Source organism: Aquincola tertiaricarbonis (assembly GCF_000969605.1).
Classification (GTDB): domain Bacteria; phylum Pseudomonadota; class Gammaproteobacteria; order Burkholderiales; family Burkholderiaceae_C; genus Aquincola; species Aquincola tertiaricarbonis.
Genome location: NZ_JZUE01000034.1, coordinates 1 through 17,292 on the forward strand (window position 1 = coordinate 1; position 17,292 = coordinate 17,292).

General features: G+C 69.2%; 21 protein-coding genes. 6 read left to right on the forward strand and 15 right to left on the reverse strand.

The features are described 5' to 3' along the window. The 3 genes from VO99_RS25150 to rpoH all read left to right on the forward strand — a co-directional run. The coding region (locus VO99_RS25150) for an ATP-binding protein (RefSeq protein ID WP_046115708.1) at nucleotides 1-753 on the forward strand (753 nt) is incomplete at its 5' end. Nucleotides 754-853: 100 nt separating this feature from the next. Then, nucleotides 854-2,536, forward strand: coding sequence for a methyl-accepting chemotaxis protein (locus VO99_RS31925; RefSeq protein ID WP_310733675.1), 1,683 nt, complete (start codon nucleotides 854-856; stop codon nucleotides 2,534-2,536). A 132-nt stretch (nucleotides 2,537-2,668) separates the two neighbouring features. Continuing rightward, nucleotides 2,669-3,604 carry an RNA polymerase sigma factor RpoH gene (rpoH, locus tag VO99_RS25160; protein WP_046115709.1) on the forward strand — a complete coding sequence of 312 codons (936 nt, stop codon included), beginning with the start codon at nucleotides 2,669-2,671 and terminating at the stop codon, nucleotides 3,602-3,604. 73 nt (nucleotides 3,605-3,677) lie between these two features. Here the strand turns inward: rpoH and VO99_RS25165 are convergent, their stop codons facing one another. From VO99_RS25165 to VO99_RS25185, 5 genes are read right to left on the reverse strand one after another with little or no spacing between them, the layout of a single operon-like run. Further along, the gene (locus VO99_RS25165) at nucleotides 3,678-4,298 is read right to left on the reverse strand and encodes an SCO family protein (protein WP_046115710.1); all 621 of its coding nucleotides are present in this window, start codon (nucleotides 4,296-4,298) and stop codon (nucleotides 3,678-3,680) included. Continuing rightward, on the reverse strand, nucleotides 4,283-5,212 hold the full coding sequence (gene cyoE, locus VO99_RS25170) for a heme o synthase (protein ID WP_046115711.1): 930 nt from the start codon (nucleotides 5,210-5,212) through the stop codon (nucleotides 4,283-4,285). Before cyoE ends, VO99_RS25165 begins: the two co-directional genes overlap by 16 nt. 26 nt (nucleotides 5,213-5,238) lie before the next feature. Next, nucleotides 5,239-6,387 carry a COX15/CtaA family protein gene (locus VO99_RS25175; RefSeq protein WP_375136419.1) on the reverse strand — a complete coding sequence of 383 codons (1,149 nt, stop codon included), beginning with the start codon at nucleotides 6,385-6,387 and terminating at the stop codon, nucleotides 5,239-5,241. Further along, nucleotides 6,387-7,112: an SCO family protein gene (locus VO99_RS25180; protein ID WP_046115712.1), complete on the reverse strand. Its 726-nt coding sequence runs from the start codon at nucleotides 7,110-7,112 to the stop codon at nucleotides 6,387-6,389. The genes VO99_RS25175 and VO99_RS25180 overlap by 1 nt, the downstream gene beginning before the upstream one ends. Continuing rightward, entirely contained in the window at nucleotides 7,057-7,788 is a 732-nt protein-coding gene (locus VO99_RS25185) for an SURF1 family protein (protein ID WP_046115713.1), read from the reverse strand. The genes VO99_RS25180 and VO99_RS25185 overlap by 56 nt, the downstream gene beginning before the upstream one ends. Before the next feature lie 48 nt (nucleotides 7,789-7,836). On the opposite strand from VO99_RS25185, the gene VO99_RS25190 reads away from it, so the two are divergent. Next, nucleotides 7,837-8,055, forward strand: a complete 219-nt coding sequence (locus VO99_RS25190) for a twin transmembrane helix small protein (RefSeq protein WP_046115714.1) — start codon at nucleotides 7,837-7,839, stop codon at nucleotides 8,053-8,055. Between the two features lie 64 nt (nucleotides 8,056-8,119). Here VO99_RS25190 and VO99_RS25195 read toward each other — a convergent pair whose 3' ends face one another. The 8 genes from VO99_RS25195 to VO99_RS25225 form a co-directional block, all read right to left on the reverse strand. Continuing rightward, nucleotides 8,120-9,004, reverse strand: coding sequence for a cytochrome c oxidase subunit 3 (locus tag VO99_RS25195; RefSeq protein WP_046115715.1), 885 nt, complete (start codon nucleotides 9,002-9,004; stop codon nucleotides 8,120-8,122). 37 nt (nucleotides 9,005-9,041) lie between these two features. After that, a complete protein-coding gene (locus VO99_RS25200; RefSeq protein WP_046115716.1) occupies nucleotides 9,042-9,266 on the reverse strand; it encodes a DUF2970 domain-containing protein in 225 nt (74 codons plus the stop codon). Next, on the reverse strand, nucleotides 9,263-9,838 hold the full coding sequence (locus VO99_RS25205; protein WP_046115744.1) for a cytochrome c oxidase assembly protein: 576 nt from the start codon (nucleotides 9,836-9,838) through the stop codon (nucleotides 9,263-9,265). The genes VO99_RS25200 and VO99_RS25205 overlap by 4 nt, the downstream gene beginning before the upstream one ends. 60 nt (nucleotides 9,839-9,898) lie before the next feature. Then, nucleotides 9,899-10,027 (reverse strand): cytochrome oxidase small assembly protein, encoded by a 129-nt coding sequence (locus VO99_RS31560; protein ID WP_232315544.1) that lies wholly within the window; start codon nucleotides 10,025-10,027, stop codon nucleotides 9,899-9,901. Nucleotides 10,028-10,029: 2 nt separating this feature from the next. Continuing rightward, nucleotides 10,030-11,652, reverse strand: coding sequence for a cytochrome c oxidase subunit I (gene ctaD / locus VO99_RS25210; protein WP_046115717.1), 1,623 nt, complete (start codon nucleotides 11,650-11,652; stop codon nucleotides 10,030-10,032). Between the two features lie 30 nt (nucleotides 11,653-11,682). Beyond that, complete coding sequence (gene coxB, locus VO99_RS25215) at nucleotides 11,683-12,876, reverse strand: cytochrome c oxidase subunit II (protein WP_232315546.1); 1,194 nt, start codon at nucleotides 12,874-12,876, stop codon at nucleotides 11,683-11,685. Between the two features lie 2 nt (nucleotides 12,877-12,878). Continuing rightward, entirely contained in the window at nucleotides 12,879-13,382 is a 504-nt protein-coding gene (locus VO99_RS25220; protein WP_052736622.1) for a DUF2244 domain-containing protein, read from the reverse strand. Between the two features lie 187 nt (nucleotides 13,383-13,569). After that, nucleotides 13,570-14,517, reverse strand: a complete 948-nt coding sequence (locus VO99_RS25225) for a class I SAM-dependent methyltransferase (RefSeq protein WP_046115719.1) — start codon at nucleotides 14,515-14,517, stop codon at nucleotides 13,570-13,572. A gap of 24 nt (nucleotides 14,518-14,541) precedes the next feature. Here VO99_RS25225 and VO99_RS25230 point away from each other — a divergent pair, with 24 nt between their 5' ends. Both VO99_RS25230 and VO99_RS25235 read left to right on the forward strand, forming a co-directional pair. Next, complete coding sequence (locus VO99_RS25230; protein WP_052736623.1) at nucleotides 14,542-15,246, forward strand: ComF family protein; 705 nt, start codon at nucleotides 14,542-14,544, stop codon at nucleotides 15,244-15,246. Between the two features lie 14 nt (nucleotides 15,247-15,260). Further along, on the forward strand, nucleotides 15,261-15,731 hold the full coding sequence (locus VO99_RS25235) for a tRNA (cytidine(34)-2'-O)-methyltransferase (protein WP_046115720.1): 471 nt from the start codon (nucleotides 15,261-15,263) through the stop codon (nucleotides 15,729-15,731). Between the two features lie 8 nt (nucleotides 15,732-15,739). Here the strand turns inward: VO99_RS25235 and VO99_RS25240 are convergent, their stop codons facing one another. Together VO99_RS25240 and secB are read right to left on the reverse strand one after the other, a co-directional pair. Beyond that, nucleotides 15,740-16,750, reverse strand: coding sequence for an NAD(P)H-dependent glycerol-3-phosphate dehydrogenase (locus VO99_RS25240; protein WP_046115747.1), 1,011 nt, complete (start codon nucleotides 16,748-16,750; stop codon nucleotides 15,740-15,742). Between the two features lie 34 nt (nucleotides 16,751-16,784). Then, on the reverse strand, nucleotides 16,785-17,258 hold the full coding sequence (gene secB, locus VO99_RS25245; protein WP_046115721.1) for a protein-export chaperone SecB: 474 nt from the start codon (nucleotides 17,256-17,258) through the stop codon (nucleotides 16,785-16,787). Nucleotides 17,259-17,292 lie beyond the last annotated feature (34 nt).

A 17,292-nucleotide genomic window follows, 5' to 3' on the forward strand; every position in this document is an offset into this window, starting at 1 on the left:
AACCTGCTGTCCAACGCCATCAAGTACAACCAGCGCGGCGGCCGCGTCACCATCACCACGCAGCTGGTGGATGCGCAGACGGTGCAGCTGGAAGTGCATGACACCGGCCTGGGCATGAGCGAGCAGCAGCTGTCCGAGCTGTTCCAGCCCTTCAACCGCCTGGGCCGCGAGACCAGCGGCGAGGAAGGCACCGGCATCGGCCTGGTGATCAGCCAGCGCCTGGCCGAGCTGATGGGCGGCACGCTGCGCGCGCGCAGCGTGGAAGGCCAGGGCTCCACCTTCGTGCTGCAGCTGCCGCTGGCCCGCGACGGCAGCCTGCCGCGCAGCCTGGCCGAGGGCGAGCTGCCCGGCGAGGCGGTGTACCGCCGCCGCACCGTGCACTACGTCGAGGACAACGAGACCAATGCGGAGGTGATGCGCGGCATCCTGGCGCAGCGGCCGCAGATCCGGCTGGAGGTGTTCACCACCGGTCTGGACGGCCTGGCGGCCATCCGTGTCGAACGCCCCAGCCTGGTGCTGCTGGACATGCACCTGCCCGACATCGACGGCCTGGAACTGCTGCGCCACCTCAAGGCCGACCCCGACACGGCCCGCATCCCGGTGGTGGTGGTGTCGGCCGACGCCACCTCGGCGCGCATCCAGGAAGCCATGGCCGCAGGCGCGGCGCAATACCTCACCAAGCCGGTGAACGTGGGCGAGATCCTGGCCGTGCTGGACGAGCAGCTGGAGCCGATGGAAACGCGCTTCGGATGAGTGCATGCCGCACCAGCGGTGTGCGGATTACAGATTGACCGCGCAGGCGCCGAAACGCTGGTCATCGTTGTACTTCGCCAGCCGCCGCGCTGCCTTCGCCATGCCTGATCTGCGTTCGCTTTCCGTTCGAAGCCGCTTCTACTGGGTGATGGGTCTGGTCAGCTTGTCGATGCTCGTGCTGGGCGGCTGGAGCCTGCTGGACAGCCGCACCACCAACGGCCCCGTGGCCCGCCTCTTCGACCAGGCGCTGGCCGCCTCCAGCCAGGTGGGCGACCTGCGCGAATCGCTGTCGGCGGTGCGCCGCTTCGAGGCCGCGATGATCGCCACCGCGGTGTCCAACCCCACCGACGTGGAGCCGCTGCACACGCAATGGAAGCAGCAGATCGAGCGCCTGAAGGTGGCCGGTGCCCGGCTGGCCGAGGACAACCCCGGCAACCCCGCGCTGGCCGAGTTGGTGAGCGCCCAGGGCAAGCTGCTGGCCGACTATGCCGCGGTGATCGAGCCGATCGCCGTGCAGCTGAAGGAAGCGCGCATGGACGCCTCCGCCGGGCTGGCCTATGCCCAGCGCGCCACCGAGACCATGGACGCGCTGCAGGCCAACGGCGCCGCGCTGCTGAAGGCCGAGCACGACCATGCCAACATCCTGCGCGCCGAGATCGCCGCCAGCACCGCGATGGCGGCCTGGATGCGGCTGGGCCTGGTGGCCGCCACGCTGCTGGTGGTGCTGCCGCTGATGGCGGCCACGCTGCGTGCCGTCTGCGGGCCGCTGGACCATGCGGTGGAAATCACCGGACGCATCGCCCGCGGCGACCTCACCAGCCGCATCGACACCCGCGGCAGCGACGAACCGGCGCGCCTGATGCAGGGCCTGGCGGGCATGCAGGCCTCGCTCAGCACGCTGGTGGGCCAGGTGCGCGGCGCATCGGCCAGCATCGAGGCCGCCTCGTCCGAGGTGGCCAGCGGCAACCTCGACCTCAGCCACCGCACCGAGCAGGCCGCCAAGCACCTGCAGAGCACCGCCTCGGCGATGGAGGAGCTGAGCGGCAAGGTGCGCCAGTCGGCCGAATCGGCCCACAGCGCCAACCAGCTGGCCGGCTCCGCCTCCGGCGTGGCCCAGCGCGGGGGCAGCGTGGTGGCCGACGTGGTCAGCACCATGAACGAGATCCACGCCAGCTCGCAGAAGATCGCCGACATCATCGCCACCATCGACGGCATCGCCTTCCAGACCAACATCCTGGCGCTGAACGCGGCGGTGGAAGCCGCCCGCGCCGGTGAACAGGGCCGCGGCTTCGCGGTGGTGGCCGGCGAGGTGCGCAGCCTGGCCCAGCGCAGCGCCGAGGCCGCCAAGGAAATCAAGACGCTGATCGGCGCCAGCGTCGAACGGGTGGATGCCGGTTCCCGGCTGGTGCATGCCGCTGGCGGCACCATGGGGGAGATCGTGGGCAGCGTGCAGCAGGTGCGCGACATGATCGGCGCCATCACCGCCGTGGCCGGCACCCAGAGCCACGACCTGGCGCAGATCAGCAGCGCCATCACCGAGCTGGACCAGGTCACGCAGCAGAACGCCGCGCTGGTGGAGGAATCGGCGGCGGCCGCGGAGTCGCTCAAGGCCCAGGCCGGGACGCTGGCGGCCATCGTCGCCACCTTCCGGCTGGAAGGTGCGCAAGCCGCGTCGGCAGGCACACCGCCTGCCACCTTGCATGCACGGGCGGCCGCGGATCTGATCAGCCGCGCACAGGGCGGCGAAACCACTGAACAGCCGCTGTCGACGATGGTTATGTGAGCGCATGCTTACGCCGAAGGCTTGTGTTGCATTCAGGTGGCTCCCGGCTATCCGGCCGATAGCCGGCGCCGTCAGCACTCGACCGAGGCGAGTGCTAATATTCCGGAACCTTCTGCGGAACAGCTTGTCTGAATGACCATGACTTCAACCACTGCCTCTGCGATCGCCGTGCGTGACCCGTGGGCGTTGGTGCCGCCGATCGGCAACCTCGACGCCTACATCTCCGCGGTCAACCGCATTCCCCTGCTGACCCAGGAGGAAGAGTCTCGCTACGCCCGCAAGTTGCGTGACGAAGGCGACGTCGAAAGCGCCGGCCGGCTGGTGATGAGCCATCTGCGCCTGGTGGTGTCGCTGTCGCGCCAGTACATGGGTTATGGCCTGCCGCAGTCCGACCTGATCCAGGAAGGCAACGTCGGCCTGATGAAGGCCGTCAAGCGCTTCGATCCCGACCAGGGCGTGCGGCTGGTGAGCTATGCCATGCACTGGATCAAGGCCGAGATCCACGAATACATCCTGCGCAACTGGCGCATGGTCAAGGTGGCCACCACCAAGGCCCAGCGCAAGCTCTTCTTCAACCTGCGATCGATGAAGCAGGGCTTGAAGAGCGACGCGGCCGACGGCGACACCCACCGCAGCACGCTCACCAGCGCCGAAGTGGCTTCGGTGGCCGAGGCGCTGAACGTCAAGCCGGAAGAAGTGCTGGAAATGGAGACCCGGCTGTCCGGTGGCGACGTGGCGCTGGAGCCGCAGACCAGCGACGACGGCGAGGAAAGCTACGCCCCGATCGCCTACCTGGCCGACGAAAGCCAGGAACCGACTCGCGTGCTGGAGAACCGCCGCCGTGACGAGCTGTCGGGCGATGGCATCGGCCGCGCTCTGGAAGTGCTGGACGCGCGCAGCCGCCGCATCGTGGAAGAGCGCTGGCTCAAGGTCAACGACGACACCTCCGGCGGCATGACGCTGCATGAGCTGGCGGCCGAGTACGGCGTCAGCGCCGAACGCATCCGCCAGATCGAGGTGGCGGCCATGAAGAAGATGCGCAAGGCGCTGGAGCCGGTGGCGGGCTGACCGACACTGCCCCGCCAGACGACGGAACGGCCCCTGCAGGGGCCGTTTTTCATGGGGGCATTGCGCCGGGGCCTCAGGCCCCGGCCAGCAGCGCCTTGATGTCCGAGGCCAGAGCCTGCGCCCCGCTGCCGTAGCGGGTGAACAGCCTCACCTTGCCCTGCGGATCGAACAGGTACGAGCCTGCGGTGTGGTCCACCGAGTAAGCACCTTCGGTCTTGCCCGGCACCTTGGTATAGAACACCTTGAACTCGCGCGCCGCCGCCTTGGTTTCCTCCGGCGTGCCGCGCAGCGCGACGAAGCCCGGGTCGAAGTTGGCGACGTAGGCCTTCAACAGCTCCGGCGTGTCGCGCTCCGGATCCACGCTGACAAAGATGCCCTGCACCTTGTCGCCGTCCGGCCCGAGGGAGCGCTTGACCTCGGCCAGCTCGGCCATGGTGGTGGGGCAGACGTCGGGGCACTGGGTGAAGCCGAAGAACACCACCACCACCTTGCCCTTGAACTCGTCCAGCGAGCGCTGCTTGCCGTCCGGGTCCTTCAGCGACAGCTTCTGCGCATAGTCCGCGCCGGTGATGTCCACGCCGGTGAAGGCGGCCTTGGGCGTGGAGGAGAACTTGTCGCAGCCCGCCAGCAGCAGCGCCGCGGCGGCCGCGCCCGCCAGGCAGGCGCGGCGGGAGAACGTCAGATGGAAAGCCATGGGCCCAGGTAGTGGTCCAGCAGCAGCGCGGCGAACAGCAGCGACAGGTGCAGGATGGAGAAGCGGAAGGTGCGGCGCGCCAGTGCGTCGCTGTAGTGGCGCCACAGACGGAAGGCGTAGGCGATGAACAGCCCGCCCAGCACGGCCGCGGCCACCAGGTAGATCAGGCCGCTCATGCCGTACAGGTAAGGCAGCAGCGTGGCCGGGAACAGCACCAGCGTGTACAGCAGCACCTGCAGCCGGGTGAATTCGGCGCCGTGGGTCACCGGCAGCATCGGCAGGCCGGCGCGCGCATAGTCCTCCACCCGGTACAGCGCCAGCGCCCAGAAGTGCGGCGGCGTCCACAGGAAGATGATGAGCACCAGCATCCAGGCCTCGGCACCCACCTCCCCGCGCATCGCGGCCCAGCCCAACAGCGGCGGCATGGCGCCGGAAGCGCCGCCGATGACGATGTTCTGGGGCGTCATCGGCTTGAGCACCACGGTGTAGATCACCGCATAGCCCACGAAGGTGGCCAGCGTGAGCCACATCGTCAGCGGATTGACCAGGAAGTACAGCACCGCGCCACCCAGGCCGCAGAGCACGGCGGAAAACAGCAGCGTCTGGGTGTTGGTGAGCTGGCCCTTGGCTGTCGGCCGCCAGGCGGTGCGCGCCATCTTGGCGTCGATGCGCTGTTCCACCACGCAGTTGAAGGCGGCGGCGGCGGCCGCCACCAGCCAGATGCCTACCGTGGCCGCCAGCACCACGCCCAGGTCGGGCAGGCCGGGCACGGCCAGCAGCATGCCGATGACGGCGCAGAACACGATCAGCTGCACCACGCGCGGCTTGGTCAGCGCATGGAACTGCCGGACCTTGGAAGCGGGCGGCGCAGGCGCTGCGACGGCAGGCGTGGCGGTGGACGAGGAGACAGACATGGGAACCCGGATTGTAGGAAGCCGCTTCAGGCCATGGCCGCGGCGCGGCGGGCGGACGGTGCGGCCCGTGCAGGGGCCGGTTGCAGCGCCCGCGCCAGCAGCCGGCTGAGCAGCAGCACCAGCGCGGCCGCGCCGGCGGTGTGGGCCACCGCGGCCAGGATGGGCCAGCCCAGCACCACGTTGGACAGGCCGCTGGCCAGTTGCCAGGCCATCAGCGCCAGAAGACCGAGCGCGAACCGGCGTGCACCGGGCTGGCCGCTGGCGTGCAGCCGCCAGGCCAGCAGCCCCATGGCGGTGAGCACCACCGCCGCCATCAGCCGGTGCGCCATGTGGATGGCGGTCAGTGCGGCGAACGGCAGATAGCTGCCGGCGCCCGTCTGGCCCAGTTCACGGCGCAGGGTGAAGGCATGCTCGAAGTCCATCGGCGGCCACCAGCTGCCCTGGCAGGTGGGAAAGTCCCGGCAGGCCAGCACCGCGTAATTGGTGCTCACCCAGCCGCCCAGCGCGATCTGCAGCACGCACAGCCCCGCCACCGCCATCGCGCTCCACTGCAGCCCGCGCGACAGCTTCAGCGGCCGCGGCAGGAAGGCCTCGGCCTGCAAGGCCAGCAGCGCCAGCAGCCCCAGGCCGAACAGCAGGTGCAGGGTGACGATGGCCGGGTACAGCTTCATGGTGACCGTGAGCGCGCCGAAGGCGCCCTGCAGGCACACCGCCACCAGCGTGACCGTGGCCCACCAGGGCGATGGCGCCTGCTCGGCACGGCGCCGCCGGTCCAGCCAGCTCATCACCGCGATGACGACGATGAGCACGCCCACGCCCATCGCGAAGTAGCGGTGCACCATCTCCATCCACGCCTTGCCGTGGGTCACCGGACCGGTGGGCATGGCCGTCTGGGCGGCATGGATCTCGTCGCGTGCGCCCAGCGGCGTGGCGCTGCCATAGCAGCCGGGCCAGTCGGGGCAGCCCAGGCCCGAGTCGGTCAGGCGCGTGGTGGCGCCGATCACGATCAGGTCGAAGGTGAAGAACAGCGTGAGCAGCGTCAGCGCGCGCAGGCGCTGCGCGGGCGTGGCACCGCGGTGGCGCGTCCACACCCACACCAGCGGCCCGGCAGCCAGCAGCACGCCCAGCACCGCCAGGTGCAGCACCGGAGACCAGTCGACGAGGTCCATCACCATCACCGGCCCGGCTGGTCCCAGCTGGACGAACCACGCAGCAGACGGTCCAGGTCCTTCTTGAGCTTGAGCGGGTCCGGCTCCACCGGCGCGCGCATCATCCAGTTGCCCATCGGATCGACGATGTACAGGTGGGCATCCAGTGGCTGGCCGGGCTCCGGCGCCAACCAGCCGGCCAGGGCCTCGGCCGGCACGCGCAGCACGGTGGCGGCCGGCGTGGTGTTGAGCGCGGCGGTGAGCTCCGGCCTCAGCGGCGCCCGGTCGGTGAACAGCACCACCTTGTCGATCCGCTCGCGCTCGCGTCCCATCATCTCGCGCAGCTGGCGCTGCAGGAACAGGCGCTTCTCGCAGGCGGCGTCGCAATCGGCGTCCACCGCGATGACCAGCAGCCACTGCCCGCGCAAGGAGGCGGCCGGCACGGGCTTGCCATCCAGGTCGGCCAGCGGCAGCGCCGCCGGCAGCTCACGCACCGGCGTGATCAGCGTGCTGTAGTTGGTACGGCCCTCGGGGCGGATGACGAAGTAGGTGAAGTACGAGGCGATGACCGGCGAGGCGCACACCAGCAGCACCATCAGCATCTTCAACCGGCCCATGGCCGTGCGGCGCTGCACCGTCGCATCGGCCACGGCGGCGCCCGGATCGGGCATCGAATGCACGGTGAAGCTCAGCGGATCACCCGCCACGCCGACTGCCTTGCCGCCAGGGACGGACGAGTTGGAACCAGACATACAAACCCGCGACGAGCGCGCTCAGTGCAAACCATTGAAAGGCGTAACCGTGGTGTCTTGCGACGTCGATGGCCGGAGGCAGCCAATCGCGCTCCAGGCCATCGGACGCGGTGCCGGTCTGCCAGACCGACAACGGGCGCAGCGTCAGGCCCGTTTCACGCGCATAGGCTTCCAGATCCAGATTTTGCCGGATGCGTTCCGCAGTCGGCGCCTGGAACTCATACAACCGGGCCGGCGGCGGGGCGACCCGGCCCGTCAGCTCCACCGAGCCCGACGGCGTGGGCGTGTCGGCCACGCGGCTGCGGTCCAACGCGTCACGCGGCTGCCAGCCGCGCTGCACCACCACCGCGCTGCCATCGGCCAGCTGCAGCGGCGTGATGACGAAGAAGCCCGGCCGGCCGTTCATCTGCCGGTTGTCCAGGTACACGGTGGCCGCCGGCAGCCAGCGCCCGGTCAGCCGCACCGTGCGGTGGAACTGCGCCTGCGCCTGCTCGGGCGTGCGGGCCAGCGCCGCGGTGTCCAGCATCGGCATCAGCGCGCGTTCGTCGATGGCGCGCTGCAGGCTGGTCTTCTGCTCGGCGCGGTCCAGCTGCCACAGGCCCAGCCGGAAGGTGAGCGCGCCCACCACCAGCGCCGCCACGGCCACCACCACCCGCCGGCCACGGGCGCTCAGCATGGCCGTGCTGCCAAGGCGGCCGGGGCCGCGGTGCCAGAATCCTGACCCATGAAAATCGTCATTGCGGTGGTCCTTCTGGGCATCCTCGCGGCGCTCGGAAGTGCCGGCCTGTTCATGCTGCGCAAGCCCAAGCCGGGGCAGGTGGGCCGCGGCAACAAGATGGCCCGCGCGCTGGCGCTGCGGGTGGGGCTGTCGGTGGCGCTGTTCCTGTTCATCCTGTTTTCCTACTGGATGGGCTGGATCCAGCCCACCGGCGTGCCGCGATGAAAAAGAGCGCCTTGCGGCGCTCTTGATGCGGGGCCGGAAGGCCCGGGATCGGTCCGGCCTCGGCTTACATCCAGTACACCACCACGTACAGGCCCAGCCACACCACGTCCACGAAGTGCCAGTACCAGGCGGCACCTTCGAAGCCGAAATGGCGCTCCGGCGTGAAGTGGCCCTTCTGCAGCCGCAGCGTGATGAACAGCAGCATCAGCATGCCCACCAGCACATGGAAGCCGTGGAAGCCGGTGAGCATGAAGAAGGTGGAGCCGAACACGCCCGAGTTGAGCTTCAGGTTCAGGTCGCGGTAGGCGTGGAAGTACTCGTAGCCCTGCACGCACAGGAAGGTCACGCCCAGCAGCACCGTGGCCCACATCCACACGATGGTCTTGGCGCGGTGGCCGGCGATCAGCGCATGGTGGGCGATGGTCAGCGTGATGCCCGAGGTGAGCAGCAGCGCGGTGTTGATGGTGGGCAGGGGCCACGGGCCCATGGTGCTGAACGGCTCCACGGTGCCGGTGGGCGAGGCGGTGGCGCCGGGCGCGCCGCTCGGCCACACGGCCTTGAAGTCGGGCCACAGCAGCGCGTTCTCCAGGCTGCCCAGGCTGGGCACCGAATGCACCCGGGCCCAGTACAGGGCGCCGAAGAAGGCACCGAAGAACATCACCTCCGAGAAGATGAACCAGGCCATGCTCCAGCGGTACGACACGTCGATGCGCGAGCCGTACATGCCGCCTTCGCTCTCGCGGATGGAATCGCCGAACCACTGGAAGAGCGTGACCGCCCACCAGATCAGGCCGAACAGCACCGAATAGGCGCCCCAGCCGTGGCCGTTGACCCACTGGCCTGCGCCCAGGATCACGAAGAACAGGCCGATCGCCGCCATCACCGGATGCCGCGACGGGCCCGGCACGAAGTAATAAGGCGTTGCCCCTTGGTGTGTCGCTGCCGACATGCTCGCTTCTCCTCGAACCTTCTATCGTTTGTGACGGTCAGCCGGCGATGCCGCTGCCCACCACCCATTTCACCAGCAGCACCAGCGCCGTCACGAACACCGCCGCGGCCAGCAGGCCGGCGACGATGACGTGCACCGGGTTCAGGTGCTTCACGTCTTTCTCGTATTCACTGTTCTTGCGCACGCCGAAGAACGACCACGCCACCGCGCGCAGCGCATGCAGGAACGAACCCTTCCGGGCGGCCGCCTCCTTCAGGCTCACGAGCGCGGCTCCTTGGCAGGTGCCTGCACCACGTCGGCGGCCTGCTTGCCGGGCACCTCGAAGAAGGTGTACGACAGGGTGATCGTCGTCACGTCCTTCGGCAGCTTCGGGTCGATCACGAAGGTGACCGGCCAGGCCTTCACCTCGCCCGGCTGCAGCGTGTACTCGTTGAAGCAGAAGCACTCGAGCTTGTTGAAGTAGGCGGTGGCCTGCTTCGGCGCATAGCTGGGAATGGCCTGCGCGGCCATCACCCGGTTCTGCACGTTCTTGAAGTCGTACATCACCGTGGTGAGCTCGCCCGGATGCACCTGCACCGAACGTTTCGCCGGCTTGAACTCCCACGGCCCGCGCGAGTTCGCGTCGAACTCGATGGTGATGGTGCGCGTGGTGTCGACCTGCGTGTTGGCCTTGCTCGTGCGGCCGGACGAGCCGGCGTTGTACGAGGTGGCCTGGCGCTCCGACAGCGACAGCACGTTGATGCCCAGCGCCGCGCAGATGTGGCGGTACATGGGCACCAGGCCGTAGCCGAAGCCGAACATCAGGCCGGCGATGACCACCAGCTTGCCCACCATGCGCAGGTTGTCCCCGTGCACGGTGGAGGCGAGCAGTCTCCGCTTCTGGTCAGCCACGGCTCAGCCCCCGATCAGCCACATGCGGGCCATGAAGCCCAGCGCGAAGATGATCGCCACCGACGCCAGGATGATGCCCAGCCTGACGTTGGCCTTGCGTTGCTCCTGCTGACGCGGTCCACCGGCCATCATGTTCACGCCAGGATGCGCGTGGCGGTGGCGTCGAGCTTGGGCGGGTTCTCGAAGGTGTGGAACGGGGCCGGCGACGGCACTTCCCACTCCAGGCCTTCGGCACCGTCCCACGGCTTGGCCGGGGCCGGTTCACCCTTGCCGCGCATCATCGGCACCACGACGAACAGGAAGAAGTACACCTGCATCAGGCCGAAACCGAGCGCGCCCAGCGACGCGATCATGTTGAAGTCGGCGAACTGCATCGGGTAGTCGGCGTAGCGGCGGGGCATGCCGGCCAGACCCAGGAAGTGCATCGGGAAGAAGGTGATGTTGAAGAAGATCAGCGACAGCCAGAAGTGGATCTTGCCGCGGGTCTCGCTGTACATCACGCCGGTCCACTTCGGGCCCCAGTAGTACACGCCGGCGAACAGCGCGTACAGCGAGCCGGCCACCAGCACGTAGTGGAAGTGCGCCACCACGTAGTAGGTGTCCTGCAGCTGGATGTCCACCGGTGCGGTCGACAGGATCAGGCCGGTGAAGCCGCCCATCGTGAACACGAAGATGAAGCCCACCGCGAACAGCATCGGCGTCTCGAAGGTCATCGAGCCGCGCCACATCGTGGCCACCCAGTTGAAGATCTTCACGCCCGTGGGCACCGCGATCAGCATGGTCGCGTACATGAAGAACAGCTGGCCCGTCACCGGCATGCCGGTGGTGAACATGTGGTGCGCCCACACGATGAACGACAGGATGGCGATGGACGCCGTGGCGTACACCATCGAGGTGTAGCCGAACAGGCGCTTGCGGGCGAAGGCCGGGATGATGGCGCTGATGATGCCGAAGGCCGGCAGGATCATGATGTACACCTCGGGGTGCCCGAAGAACCAGAAGATGTGCTGGTACATGATCGGGTCGCCACCGCCGGCGGGGCTGAAGAACGACGTGCCGAAGTGGCGGTCGGTCAGCGTCATCGTGATGGCGCCGGCCAGCACGGGCATCACCGCGATCAGCAGGTAGGCGGTGATCAGCCAGGTCCAGCAGAACAGCGGCATCTTCATCAGCGTCATGCCGGGCGCGCGCATGTTCAGCACCGTGACGATGATGTTGATGGAGCCCATGATGGACGAGGCGCCCAGCAGGTGCATCGCGAAGATGCCGGCGTCCATCGACGGGCCCATCTGCAGCGTCAGCGGGGCATACAGCGTCCAGCCGGCGGCGGGGGCGCCACCGGGCATGAAGAACGACGCCACCAGCATGATGGCCGCGGGGATCATCAGCCAGAAGCTGAAGTTGTTCATCCGCGCGAAGGCCATGTCGGACGCGCCGATCTGCAGCGGGATCATCCAGTTCGCGAAGCCGACGAAGGCCGGCATGATCGCCCCGAACACCATGATCAGGCCGTGCATGGTAGTGAACTGGTTGAACAGCTCGGGATTGAAGAACTGCAGCCCGGGCTGGAACAGCTCCAGCCGGATCATCAGCGCCAGCACGCCGCCGATCATCAGCATGGTGAAGCTGAACAGCAGGTATAGCGTACCGATGTCCTTGTGGTTGGTGGCAAAGACCCAGCGGCGCCATCCGTGCGGATGGTCGTGCGCGTGGTCGTCGTGGCCCGCATGGCCGTGATGGTCGAGAACTGCGCTCATGATGTTTCCCCGTTCGTTCCGCCTAGGCGATTACTTGCCGCGAGCAGCCAGTACTTCCTTCGGCTGAACGATCTGCCCGGTCTTGTTGGTCCAGGCGTTCTTCGTGTACGTGGCGACGGCAGCCAGCTCGGTGTCCGACAGCTGCGGCCAGGCCGGCATCGCGCCGTTGTTCTGGCCCTTCAGCAGCACCTGGATCTGCACGTCGTGGTTCTCGTCCAGCACCTTGGGCGAGCCGACCAGCGCCTTGATCGGGCCGGCGCCGGAGCCGTCGGGCTTGTGGCAGGCGGCGCAGTTGGCGTTGTAGACCTTCTCGCCGCGCGCGATCAGCTCTTCCAGCTTCCATTCCTTGTTCGGATCGTCCGCGGCCGCTGCGGCTTCCTTGCGCTTGCCGTCCACCCACTTGGTGTAGTCCTCCTGCGAGAGCACCTTCACGTGGATGGGCATGTACGCGTGTTCCTTGCCGCACAGCTCGGCGCACTGGCCATAGTAGTCGCCCACCTTCTCGGCGCGGAACCAGGTGTCGCGCACGAAGCCGGGGATGGCGTCCTGCTTGACGCCGAAGGCCGGCACCATGAAGGCGTGGATCACGTCGTTGGCGGTGGTGATGATGCGGACCTTCTTGTCCACCGGCACCACCAGCGGGTTGTCCACCTTCAGCAGGTAGTCGTCCATCGGCGGCGGGTTGCCGCTGTTGGAAGCTTCGCGCTGCGCGGTGTCCAGCGTGGACAGGAAGCCCAGGCCTTCGCCCTCGCCCTTCAGGTAGTCGTAGCCCCACTTCCACTGGTAGCCGGTGGCCTTGATGGTCAGGTCGGCATTGGTGGTGTCCTTCATCGCCACCACCACCTTGGTGGCGGGCAGCGCCATGAAGATGACGATGACGAACGGTGCCACCGTCCACGCCACCTCGACGGCCACGCTCTCGTGGAAGTTGGCAGACTTGGCGCCGCGCGACTTGCGGTGCTTGAACACCGAATAGAACATGACGCCGAACACCGCGATGAAGATCACCACGCAGATGATCATCACGAAGTTGTGGAGCCACATCTGCTCCGCCGCGATGCGGGTGACCGGCGGATGCAGGTTGACCTGGTTCACGCCGGGGCCGCCCGGCAGGTCTTTCACCTGGGCCAGCGCCGCATGCGTGGCAAGCGTGGCGCCCAGTGCCACCCCGGCGCCTGCAAGCCGCTGTCCCCATCGGCCGAGGTGCTTCATCGTCGTCTTCATCGTCACTTGAGCTCCATTCCCAGATCGTCTTCGCCGCCGTGCGCCCGGCCCTCGGAGCGCAGCGCACGCCGCAGCTCCTGGGCCAGCGACCCGCGCAATTCCGGCCGCACGTGGCGGCCCACACGCACACGGCGGCCCTGGCCCGACAGCTCGAGCAGCGACCCTTCACCGTGCACCGGTTCGACGCGCACCCACGCCGACCGAAAATCCATCCGTTCCACGCTGTTGCCGCAGCGGGTTTCCACGCTCAGCGCATCGCCCCGCAGGGTGATCGTCTCGCGGTCGGAGGCATGGCGCGCATGCACCAGCAGCGCAATGCCGAAGACCAGCAGTTCCAGGCCGGCGAAGCCGAGCACGATGCTCGCGCCCAGCCAGGTGAAGCCGAGTGCCACGGCCAGCGACACCACGCACACCGACAGGTAGGCGGTGAGCAGCTGCCGCGGTGAGAGCGAGCAATTGCGCCGCAACACCCACTGCAGCGCCGGCAGGCCGTCCACATCCAGCACGCTGCCCCAGCGCCACGGTGCACGGCCCGCGGCCGACGACTGCAGGGCCGGCCAGGAGCTTGGAGCAAGTGTGACGGACATCAAGGTTGCGTGCAAAAAGGCTGGCAGGGTGGCGTGCTTCAGGGATTGACGCGCGCTCGCCAAAAGCCGCGGGATTCTAGCGGCAAGTGTTGGTCTCGTGAGACCGTCAGGGAGATGGCTTGCGCGGTGGCCTTCCACCAGCGCGCACCATCGCACGCATGTCGTCCAGGGAGACGGCCGTCTGCGCTGCCACCGCGGGCCGCGGCGCGGGGTTGAACGCATGGCCGTAGACCACCTCGAAGCGCATCGCGATGCGGCCGTCGGCGCCGGCGCGCTCGGCCAGCGCCGCTTTCAGCCGGTGGTGCCAGCGCGGCGTGCGCAGGCCCGGCGCCCGCGCCGGATCGGCATTGCCGCCGAGCTGGCGCAGCTCGGCCAGCAGTGCCTCGGGCGTGGCCCAGGTGAGGGTGAGCTGCTCCTGGTCCATCACCGGGTCGGCGAAGCCGGCATGCACCAGCATGTCGCCGATGTCGTGCATGTCCACCAGCGGCGCGCCGGGGCTGCCGGCGCCGAGGTCGGCATACAGCGCATGCAGCTCGCGCAGCGTGTCGGGGCCCAGCGTGGAAAACATCAGGAAGCCGTCCACCGCCAGCGCCCGCCGCCACTGCGACAGCAGCGCCGGCGGATCGATGGCCGCATGCAGCACCATGTTGGCCCAGAGCAGGCCGCCGGCGGCCGCGGGGACCTCGGCCTCGCCCAGCACCTGCGCGCCGCCACTGGCCCAGCGCCGGGCGCTCCACCAGGGTGCGCTGCCGGCCTGGCGGCTGCGCGCCAGCAGCGCGGGCGTGGGTTCCACCTGCAGCTGGCGCGCCTTGGGGTAGGTCTGCCGCAGCAGCGCATCGCTGGCGCCGGCATGGGCCCACCATTGCAGCACCGCCTCGGGCTGGCTGCGGATCACAGGCAGGCGCTCGGCCATGCGGCGGGCCACCTCGGCATGCAGCCAGGGCGGCTCGGCGGCCGCGGCCCAGCGGCCCAGCACCCGGGCCACGGCGGCGGCATCGACGTTGCGGGCGGTCGAGGCGGCCTTCGGGGCCTCGTTCGGCAGGGCATGGGACATGGTCCGACTCAGTATATTGAGCCGATGACCCCTCGCCCCGCCCTGCCCTGGCCGACGCTGTGCTGCGTGTGCCATGCCTGGGCCCAGGCCCGCATCTGCCCGGACTGCTGCCACCGCTTCGCCCCGCCGCGGCCGCGCTGCCGCCGCTGTGCCGCCCGCGTGCCCGAAGGCGTGGCCACCTGCGCCGACTGCAGCGCCACGCCCCCGCCCTTCGTGCGCAGCACCGTGGTGGCCGACTACGCCTTCCCCTGGCATGCGGTGATCGGCCGGCTGAAGTACCACCAGGGCCTGGACGTGGCCGATGCGCTGGCCGGCCTGCTGGCCGCGGCCGTGCAGGCCGATGGCGCGGCGCAGCCGGCCCTGGTGCTGCCGATGCCGCTGGGCCACCAGCGGCTGCGTGAGCGGGGCTACAACCAGGCGGCCGAGCTGTCGCGCCGGGTGGCGCGCCGACTGGCGCTGCCGCATGCGCCCGGGTTGCTGCACCGGGTGGCCGAGACCGCCCACCAGGCCCTGCTCAGCCGCGCCGATCGGCAGCGGGCGGTGCTGGGCTGCTTCGCGGTGGATGCGGCCCGCAGCCATCCGCTGCGCGGCCACGTGGTGGCCCTGGTGGACGACGTGGTGACCACCGGCGCCACCGCCGCTGAAGCCGCGCGCACCTTGCTGGCCGCGGGGGCCCACGCTGTGCAGGTCTGGGCCTTCGCCCGCACGCCGCCGCCCATGGACGCCTGACCGAGAATGCGGCCATGTTCCGCATCGTCCTCGTCGAGCCGCAGATTCCGCCCAACACCGGCAACGTGATTCGCCTGGCTGCCAACACCGGCAGCCAGCTGCACCTGGTGGAGCCACTGGGCTTCTCGATGGAGGACAAGCTGCTGCAACGCGCCGGCCTGGACTACCACGAGTACGCCGAGGTGCGCCGGCATGCCTCCTGGGCCGCCTTCGTGGCCGACCAGCAGCCCGAGCCGGCACGCTGCTTCGCCTTCACCACCCATGGCAGCCGGCCCATCGGTGACGTGGCCTGGCAGCCGGGCGACTGGCTGGTGTTCGGCAGCGAGACGGCCGGCCTGGCGCCCGCGCTGCGCGAGAGCTTCGCGCCTGCACAGCGGGTGCGCCTGCCGATGCGCCCCGGCCAGCGCAGCCTGAACCTCAGCAACGCGGTGGCGGTGGCGGTGTTCGAAGCCTGGCGGCAGAACGGCTACGCCGGCGGCGGCTGAGGCGCGGCTCAGCCTTCCTGTTCGGGGCGGGCTTCGCGGGCCATCAGGCGGGCCACCGCTTCGGGCGGCGTGAGCCGACCCTCCAGCACCGCCACCACCGCCTGCGCGATCGGCATCTCGATGCCGAGATCAGCCGCCCGGCGGCAGACCGTTGCCGCGCTGTATACCCCTTCGGCCACGTGGCCCAGCTCGGCCAGGATGCGCGCCAGCGGCAGGCCTTCGGCCAGCAACAGGCCCACCTTGCGGTTGCGCGACAGGTGGCCGGTGGCGGTGAGCACCAGGTCGCCCAGCCCGGACAGGCCCATGAAGGTATCGGCCCGCGCGCCCATGGCCACGCCCAGTCGGGTCATCTCGGCCAGGCCGCGGGTGATGAGCGCGGCCCGTGCATTGAGCCCCGGGGCGCCAGGCGAGCCGGCAGCCGCCAGGCCGTCGCACAGGCCGGTGGCAATGGCCAGCACATTCTTCACCGCGCCGCCCACTTCCACGCCCACGGGGTCGGCCGAGGTGTACACCCGCAGCGCATCGCTGTGGAAAGCCTGCACCATCGCCTCGCCCAAGGCGGCGTCGAAGCTGGCGGCCACCAGCGCCGTGGGCTGGCCGCGCGCCACCTCTTCCGCAAAGCTGGGGCCGGACAACACGCCCGAGGCGGCGCCCGGCCGCAAGGCCTGCGCCACCTCATGGCCGAGCAGCCCGGTGCCGGCCTCGAAACCCTTGCACAGCCACACCACGCGCGCGCCGGGCGGCACGCGCTGCAGCATCTCGCGCAGGCTGGCCATGGGCGTGGCGACCACCACCAAGCCATTGGTGCCCGCCGGCTGCAGGCAGCGGTCGATGTCGGCTTCGTACTCCAGCGAGGCCGGCAGCGCGATGCCGGGCAGGTAGCGCTCGTTGCGGCCGCTGGCGGCCACCTGGGCCAGGTGCGCGGCATCGCGGCCCCACAGCATCACGCGGTGGCGCCCGGCCGCCTGTGCGGCCAGCGCGGTGCCCCAGGCACCGGCGCCCAGCACGGCGATGTTCAAGCGCATGGCAGCGCCCTCACGCCGCACCCGGGGCTCAGTTCAGGCTGGTGATGATGCCCGAGCCGTTCGCGCCGGCTTGCTGCTGCTGCTGGGCTTCGAACATGGCCTGGAAATTGACTTCCGACAGCACCACCGGCGGGAAGCCGGCGCGGGTGCAGACGTCGGAGACGATGGCGCGCAGGTACGGGTACACCATGCCGGGGCAGGCGATGCCGATGATGGCCTGCATCTGGTCCTGCGGCAGGTTGCGGATCTCGAAGATGCCGGCTTGCTTGGCCTCGATCAGGAACAGCGTCTTCTCGCCGATCTTGGTGGTGACGGTGGCCGTCACGCAGACCTCGAACACGCCCTCGGCGATCGGCTCGGCCGACACGCCCAGGTTGATGTCGACCTGCGGCTGGACCTGCTGCTCGCGCAGGATCTGCGGCGAGTTGGGTTGCTCCAGCGACAGGTCCTTCAGGTACATGCGCTGGATCTGGAACACGGGGGTCAGTTCTTGCTCGGCCATGGTGAGTTCATCCAAGAAAACAAAACCCGCAGGC